Below are 7,301 nucleotides of genomic sequence, written 5' to 3' on the forward strand. Positions count from 1 at the left end.
TCACAGCTACTGGCTCTAAGATCGCCGGTATCTTGAAAACGCTGGAGGAAAGGGCTGCTTAGTTTAAGGGTTGAGCGTTTAGGGGTAATCCTAAACCCCTAAACCCTAAACCCCTAAACATCTTATCACCTTATAAACTTAACAAAAACTGCATCGTATCCACGCCATCTGCATAATCAAATAAGCCCGGTTGCTGCGCCTGCCCAAAAGGAGTATGCTGTTGCCCAACTATGCATTGCACATCTGAATTGTCTTTCAGTAACGCTGTCACTTTTTCAGCATCGTCATAAAAACTGTAATTTAACTGGCTAATGGCTGAAAAAATTTCTTCACTTTCTATTAATAAGGTACTTTCATTGGTCATGTAATAAATATTATTCATCAACGCAATAGACAACTGGTAATCGTAATTGTTTTTGTATTTATGATGATCGGCAAAATATTTATACTTATCAAAAGCTTTTAACAAAGGCACAAAATCATACCCTGCCCGTACAAATATTTTAGTAACATTGCGGCAGCCCAATCCAAAATATAAATGTACATCATCACTTAACTTATTCAGTTCTTCTTCACTTTCTTTTCCATTTAAAATTGCTGCCGATGTACGGTTGCGGCGTATTATGCTGGGGTACTTTGCAAAATACTGTTCAAAATATCTTGCGCTGTTATTGCTGCCCGTAGCAATGTATGCATCGCAGCCCTTCAGCATTTCGGCAAACGAAATATAATTTTGAACGCTGATATCCCAGCTGTATAATTTTTGTACCAAATGTTTCAGCAGCACATCATCTTTACCCGACAATTTTATGGTTTGTGTGTGGCCACTCACAAACACACATAAAAAATCGTGAAAGCCCACTAGTGGAATATTACCCGCCATTACCAACCCGATATTCTTCCCGTTAATATTATCATCCAGATGATAATGATTTGCCCATGCAGTTAATTTATCAGTATCTAAAAATGCGCTACAAATATTTTGCAGGGCCAAATCAATAAAACCCGGAATAAACCAGCCGTTATGTGCCGTTGCGTTTGCTTTTACTTCCTGCCATTCGGTGTCATTGTCTTCTAAATAATTTTTTAATTTTTGTAATAATTCAATTCTATTTTGTAAATTCATATTGTTATTATTAAATTGCACCTGTAATCAAAAGATAACTTTTAAAAAATCAAAATTACGACAGAAGATGGCAATAAAAATTACAGACGAATGTATTAACTGCGGTGCATGCGAACCGGAGTGCCCCAACAATGCTATTTACGAAGGTGGAGTGGAGTGGGCCGTTTCCGATGGCACCACTGTAAAAGGAATGTTTACTTTGTTAGATGGTACGCAGGTAGATGCTGACCAAAGAAATGCACCAGTGAGTTCAGATATTTATTATATTACACCCAATAAGTGTACCGAGTGCCAGGGGTTTCATGAAGAGCCCCAATGTGCAGCAGTTTGCCCGGTAGATTGTTGTGTGCCTGATGATATGTATAAAGAAACTGTGGATGAGTTGTTAGCGAAAAAAGATAAAATGCATTTGGCTTAGATAATAAGTGATTTGTCAAAATTTTTATAATCCGTGGAAGCGGATACTACAGGCAGGTGATATTTCCTGCTACAATGGCGAGGGTAATTAAAATTACTTTCGCCTTTTTTTTTAATCCACTTTAGATTCATTTCTACCAATGTCTTTATGTATATCTTTAAATTTCAGCATATCAAAAAGCCGCTGTTCTTTTTCATTATCAAAACCGCAGGAAGTTTTAAATTCTTTGGGATTTTGGTAAGTACCAAATAACATATCCCACCAAACTATATCGCCGTAATTGTTAGTGTGCTTGTTATATTCATGATGTATCCTGTGCATCTCCGGCCGCTGAAAAATATAGCCAACCCATTGAGGTGTTTTAACGTTGGTATGATAGAAAAATTCTCCCAGTGCGGTACATAATGTATAAATGCCTCCAGCTTCTAAACTTAATCCCAGTAATGAATAAACCAGCAAACTGCCAATTATTGAATTTACTGTCATTTCTAAAGGATGTTTATAAAAAGAAGTGATTACTTCTATTCGTTGTGGACTGTGATGTATTTGATGAAAATGTGTCCACAAAAAATCGATGGTATGCCGCCATCTGTGCCACCAGTAAAAAATAAAAGTTGCAATAAAGTATGCAATCAATCCCCCCAACACTGAATTAACATGGTTGGAAAGGTGAAATAAAGAATAGGCTGAAAACCATTTTTCCCAAGTTACTCCTGCAAGTGTAACAACACCCAATTGCGCAAAGTTTACTGCCAATACTCTTATTGTCCATGTGGGTACATCTGGTAGCTTCCACCCCGGAATTAATCTTTCCAATAAAAAACAACATCCAAATACTATAAAAATTATTATCAGCATAGTTGCATTTTTTAATATTTAACTTAATAAACAAAAAATATTTATCACTAAACAAAACTAAATGAAACGGAGATAAAACAAAATGACAAAAGTCAAAAAAGCAGTTGCTACATTTTGGATTTAAGCCTGCTTAAAGTTGCTTTATCAATATCTAAGTAAGAAGCGATGTATTGAGACGGGGCTCTTAATAAAATTTCCGGATGATGTTTTAATAAGAATTTGTAACGTTCTACAGCTTTTTTATTTCTTATACCTAACAATCTTTCTTCAGAAAGTACATAATATTTTTCTGTAAACCTTCTGCCTACAATATTAAACTCGGGGAATAAATCATACGCTTTTTGCAGTTCATCATAAGTAATATACAACAACACAGTATCTTCAATTGCTTCAATAAATTCTTCACTGGGTTTTCTCTCAAAAAAACTTCTTACAGAAATACTTATGTCACCTTCCTTCATAAACCAAACTGATGTATCAATTCCTTCCTCAGTAATATAGTAAGCCCGTAAAAGGCCTGATATAATAAAAGAAACTTTATTACTGATTTCGCCCTGCTTCAAAAAAATCTCTTTTTTATGAAGAGTAACTGGTTTCAAATTATTAAATAAAAAAATTTTAAGATTATCGGAGAGAGGATGAATTGTATTGAGGCTATTTATTACAGTGTCTTTCAAAATAATATTTTTATATTTGACAAGATTTTGAATATAAAAATGAATTTATAACGAATGTATAAACTTTTACCAGTTATCTTATTGGTTTTTCTTTTTTCCTGTAATCTTTTCCCAAAGAAAAAAATAATTACCGGTCCCGATGAAAAACAAAAAATGATGGATACTGACAGGGCATTTTCTAAATTAAGTGTGGAAAAAGGGATGAAGAATGCTTTTTTAGAATATATCGACAGCAACGGTGTTTTACTTAAACCAAACCGTTATCCAATTTTGGGTGCAGAGGCGATCGATTATTTAATTCAGCAAAATGACAGTGCTTACACATTGCAATGGGAGCCCGAAGCAGGGTTTATTGCACAGTCTGGCGAACTCGGTTACACTTACGGGGTATATGCTTTTAAACCCAATGGAAAAGACACAGCCACTTACGGCACTTATGTAAGCATTTGGAAAAAACAGGCAGACGGTAAATGGAAATTTGTATTAGACAGTGGTAATGAAGGAGTGGGGGAAGAAGAATAGATTATATTTAAATGCTGTACTAAATTTATAAAGAAACTATAATATTGAATACTGAAAATAGTAATTCGTAAATAGTAAACTATATTTGTTTTTAGTTTAAACAACCCCTTACAAACAGAATGATAAAAAAGATTGCACTTGTTACCGGCGGTTACTCAGGCGAAGCTGTTATCTCTTATAAAAGTGCCATTGCCATCGAAAAAAATATTGATACTGATAAATGGGATTGTTATAAAATTGATATCAATCCTGAAGGATGGTTTTACATGGCCGGTGATGATTCTAAAGTTGAAGTTGATAAAAATGATTTTTCCATAATTGTAAACGGTACAAAAATAAAATTTGATGCCGTACTTGTTGGCCTGCATGGCACACCCGGCGAAGATGGAAAACTGCAGGGTTATTTTGATTGTTTAAAAATCCCTTACACTTCCTGCGATGCAGCAACATCCGCTTTAACTTTCAATAAACGTTATACTGTTGCTGTTGCGGCTTTTGCAGGCATGCATGTGGCAAAGTCTTTGCATCTTTTTAAAAATATAGCTTTACAACCTGCTGATATTTTAAGCAATTTAAAATTGCCTTTATTTGTAAAGCCCAATAATGGCGGCAGCAGTTTGGGTATTAGTAAAGTAAATACTGCAGCTGATTTACAGGGAGCTTTGGATAAAGCTTTTAAAGAAGATGACCAGGTTCTGGTGGAAGAATTTATAAGCGGCAGGGAGTTTACTATTGGGGTGTATAAAAGTAAAGGAACGATAATTGCATTACCTATTACAGAAATAATTTCTAAGAATGAGTTTTTTGATTTTGAAGCAAAGTACCTTGGTGCCAGCGAAGAAATTACACCTGCAAAAGTAGATGAAGCAGTTGCAGAAAAAGTAAGGAACGAAGCCAAAAAAGCATACTCGGTTTTTAATTGCAACGGAATTGTGCGGATTGATTTTATTTATAACGAGGCCGATGGTAATGCTTACATGCTGGAAATAAATACAGTGCCGGGGCAGAGTGAAGCCAGCCTGGTGCCGCAGCAGGTGGTAGCAATGGGAATGACGCTGAAAGAATTTTATTCGGCATTAATTGAAGAATGTTTTAATTAACCGGGAGGTATATTTTTTAATGTAAAGTTCAATTATAAAAGCTGCTGTTCTCCTTTAGGGGATAGGGGTAAATCTAAAATATCTACAGTGTTTAAATTTATAACAAGCCGCCCTCTTTGGGTGAATGTTTTAGTTGCAATTTTACTTGCTGCATTGCTGGTATTTTTTGTTTTAAAAACTTTGGGCTGGGTAACACAGCATGGTAAATATCTTACGGTGCCTGCGGTGCTGGGTAAAAAAACAGAGGATGCCATTAAACTTTTAGAAAAAGAAGGCTTTGATGTGCAGATACAGGATTCTGTTTTTACAGATACAGCCAGCCGTGGTGTAGTGCTTAAGCAATTGCCCGACGGCAATGCCACTGTAAAAATTAACCGCACAGTTTTTTTAACCGTTAACCGTGTGGTGCCACCAATGATTGAAATGCCTAAGTTAGAAGGGCAGAGTTTAAGCTTTGCTCTGGATATGCTGCAGCGAAGCCATTTACGATTGGAGGATACCATTTTTAAACCCAGCTTTGAGTTGGGCTCGGTATTGGAACAACAGTATAAAGGCGTACGTATTCCTGAAAAAGTAAAACTGCAATGGGGCAGCAGGATAACTTTAGTTATTGGCAGTGGGTTAGGCGGGCAGCAAATGATGGTGCCTTCTTTACTGGGCATGACATTCAGAGAGGCTAAAGCCTATCTGCAGGAAAGTGGATTAAATCTTGGTGCTGTTTTACCAAGATCTAACGTTAGAGATACTGCCAATGCATTTGTATATAAACAAAATCCTGAGCGGTTTGATGAAGAGAAGAAACCACGTTATATACAATCGGGGCAAATAATGGATGTATGGATCTCTGTTGAAATGCCAAGAGATTCTGTTGATAATAATTAATTAAAAATAATATTGTATGACAACAATAACTGCAGACGAAGTAAAATTCCGGTTAGACTCCGGCGAAAAATTAAATTTAGTTGATGTAAGGGAGCCGCATGAAAATACGGAGTTCAACATTGGGGGCACATTGCTGCCATTGGGCAAAGTACAAACTATGCAGGTAGAAGATATTGACGATTTAAAAAATGAGGAAGTAATTGTGTACTGCCGCAGTGGTAACCGCAGCGGCCAGGCCGCACTGATGCTGGAAACATTTGGATTTACAGATGTAAAAAACCTTACAGGCGGTATGCTGGCCTGGAAGGAGCGGTTTGGAGGATAATTCTTTTAACCCTCGAAGGTTTTTTAAACCTTTTAGGGTTTGATTAGCCCTTTCATTCAAATACATCAATCTTTTAAAATAAAAGCCTTCCATTTTTTGTGGAAGGCTTTATAATATATTAAAACGGTAGCTTTATTTTTTAGAAGTGGCAGTAAGCGCAGGTTTTACTGCAGCCTTATCACTGCTGATAATCTCAGCTTCTCCCAATGGTTTATCTTTTGCAAAATCAACCAGTATTGGTGCCGCAACAAAAATAGAAGAGTAGGTACCCGTAACCACACCAATCAACATAGCAAATGCAAAACCTCTTGTTACTTCTCCACCAAAAATAAATAAGATCAAGAGGGTTAAGAACACCGTTAGCGATGTCATAATAGTCCGGCTAAGCGTATCGTTAATGGCACGGTTAATAATGCTTCCTTTTTGATCGGCCTTACTGCCTTTACTGTATTCCCTTATACGGTCAAATACAATTACAGTATCATTCATACTAAAACCAATTACTGTTAACACAGCAGCAATAAAATGTTGATCAATTTCTAAAGGGAATGGTACAATGTTTTTAAAGAAAGAGAATACAGCTAATGTTACCAATACATCATGCAGCAAAGCTACAATTGTACCCAATGAGTATCTCCAGTCCCTAAAACGGATAAAGATATAAATGAAAATAGCAAATATGGCAAAGATGGTAGCCTTAACAGCACCTCTCTTTAAATCATCTGATATGCTTGGCTGTACTGTGGTAGTTCTTTGTATATAATTTGGTGTTGCAAATTCTGCATAGGTTAAATTAGCAGGCAATACCTTTTTTAATCCTTCAAACAATCTTGTTTTTACAGCACTGTCTGCATTATCATTCTCAATTAAATAAGAAGTAGTGATATTAAGGTGACGGCTGTCGCCTTCTGTTTTAATAACAGGAAAGTCGCCATTAAATGCGTTTTTTAAATCATCACGTACATCATCATTTTTTACAGGTTTGTCAAATTGCACTGTATAACTTCTTCCTCCTTTAAACTCCACACCCTGGTGAAAACCGTTAAAAAATGCGGATATCCCCAACAGCAATACTACTATTGAAATACCATACGCATACTTTCTGTATTCAATAAATTTAAAGCTGGCATGTTTAAAAATACGTTTTGATATAGCCGTAAAATAATTAAAGTGGCGTTGTTTGTTCATCCATATTTCAGTGATCAATCTTGATACTAAAATTCCGCAGAACAAAGAAAGAACAATACCTATCATTTGGGTAGTGGCAAAACCAAGTACTGGGCCTAAACCAAAAAAGAATAGAATTGCTGCGGTTAAAAAAGTAGTAACGTGGGCATCCAAAACCGGTGCAAGCGAACGGCGGTAACCATCGTTAACCGCCTGCTGGTAAGAT

9 protein-coding genes are annotated in these 7,301 nt (G+C 36.2%); 5 read left to right on the forward strand and 4 right to left on the reverse strand.

Annotation, left to right across the window (positions count from 1 at the left end; genetic code table 11):
• Positions 1-130: 130 nt before the first annotated feature.
• Positions 131-1,126 (reverse strand): acyl-CoA reductase, encoded by a 996-nt coding sequence (locus tag ACY65O_RS20040; RefSeq protein ID WP_462222632.1) that lies wholly within the window; start codon positions 1,124-1,126, stop codon positions 131-133.
• 67 nt (positions 1,127-1,193) lie between these two features.
• Here ACY65O_RS20040 and ACY65O_RS20045 point away from each other — a divergent pair, with 67 nt between their 5' ends.
• Positions 1,194-1,544 carry a 4Fe-4S dicluster domain-containing protein gene (locus tag ACY65O_RS20045; RefSeq protein ID WP_462222633.1) on the forward strand — a complete coding sequence of 117 codons (351 nt, stop codon included), beginning with the start codon at positions 1,194-1,196 and terminating at the stop codon, positions 1,542-1,544.
• A 111-nt stretch (positions 1,545-1,655) separates the two neighbouring features.
• Here the strand turns inward: ACY65O_RS20045 and ACY65O_RS20050 are convergent, their stop codons facing one another.
• Positions 1,656-2,402 (reverse strand): sterol desaturase family protein, encoded by a 747-nt coding sequence (locus tag ACY65O_RS20050; protein ID WP_462222634.1) that lies wholly within the window; start codon positions 2,400-2,402, stop codon positions 1,656-1,658.
• Positions 2,403-2,509: 107 nt separating this feature from the next.
• Positions 2,510-3,079 (reverse strand): Crp/Fnr family transcriptional regulator, encoded by a 570-nt coding sequence (locus tag ACY65O_RS20055; RefSeq protein ID WP_462222635.1) that lies wholly within the window; start codon positions 3,077-3,079, stop codon positions 2,510-2,512.
• 54 nt (positions 3,080-3,133) lie between these two features.
• On the opposite strand from ACY65O_RS20055, the gene ACY65O_RS20060 reads away from it, so the two are divergent.
• From ACY65O_RS20060 to ACY65O_RS20075, 4 genes are all read left to right on the forward strand, one after another.
• The gene (locus ACY65O_RS20060) at positions 3,134-3,601 is read left to right on the forward strand and encodes a YybH family protein (RefSeq protein WP_462222636.1); all 468 of its coding nucleotides are present in this window, start codon (positions 3,134-3,136) and stop codon (positions 3,599-3,601) included.
• A 119-nt stretch (positions 3,602-3,720) separates the two neighbouring features.
• Positions 3,721-4,701 (forward strand): D-alanine--D-alanine ligase, encoded by a 981-nt coding sequence (locus tag ACY65O_RS20065; protein ID WP_462222637.1) that lies wholly within the window; start codon positions 3,721-3,723, stop codon positions 4,699-4,701.
• An 87-nt stretch (positions 4,702-4,788) separates the two neighbouring features.
• Complete coding sequence (locus ACY65O_RS20070; protein ID WP_462222638.1) at positions 4,789-5,583, forward strand: PASTA domain-containing protein; 795 nt, start codon at positions 4,789-4,791, stop codon at positions 5,581-5,583.
• Between the two features lie 16 nt (positions 5,584-5,599).
• Positions 5,600-5,908, forward strand: coding sequence for a rhodanese-like domain-containing protein (locus tag ACY65O_RS20075; protein WP_462222639.1), 309 nt, complete (start codon positions 5,600-5,602; stop codon positions 5,906-5,908).
• A 132-nt stretch (positions 5,909-6,040) separates the two neighbouring features.
• Here ACY65O_RS20075 and secF read toward each other — a convergent pair.
• Positions 6,041-7,301: protein translocase subunit SecF (secF, locus tag ACY65O_RS20080; protein WP_462222640.1), on the reverse strand; the 1,261-nt coding region annotated here is incomplete at its 5' end.

Source organism: Ferruginibacter sp., assembly GCF_031430955.1.
Taxonomy (GTDB): domain Bacteria; phylum Bacteroidota; class Bacteroidia; order Chitinophagales; family Chitinophagaceae; genus Ferruginibacter.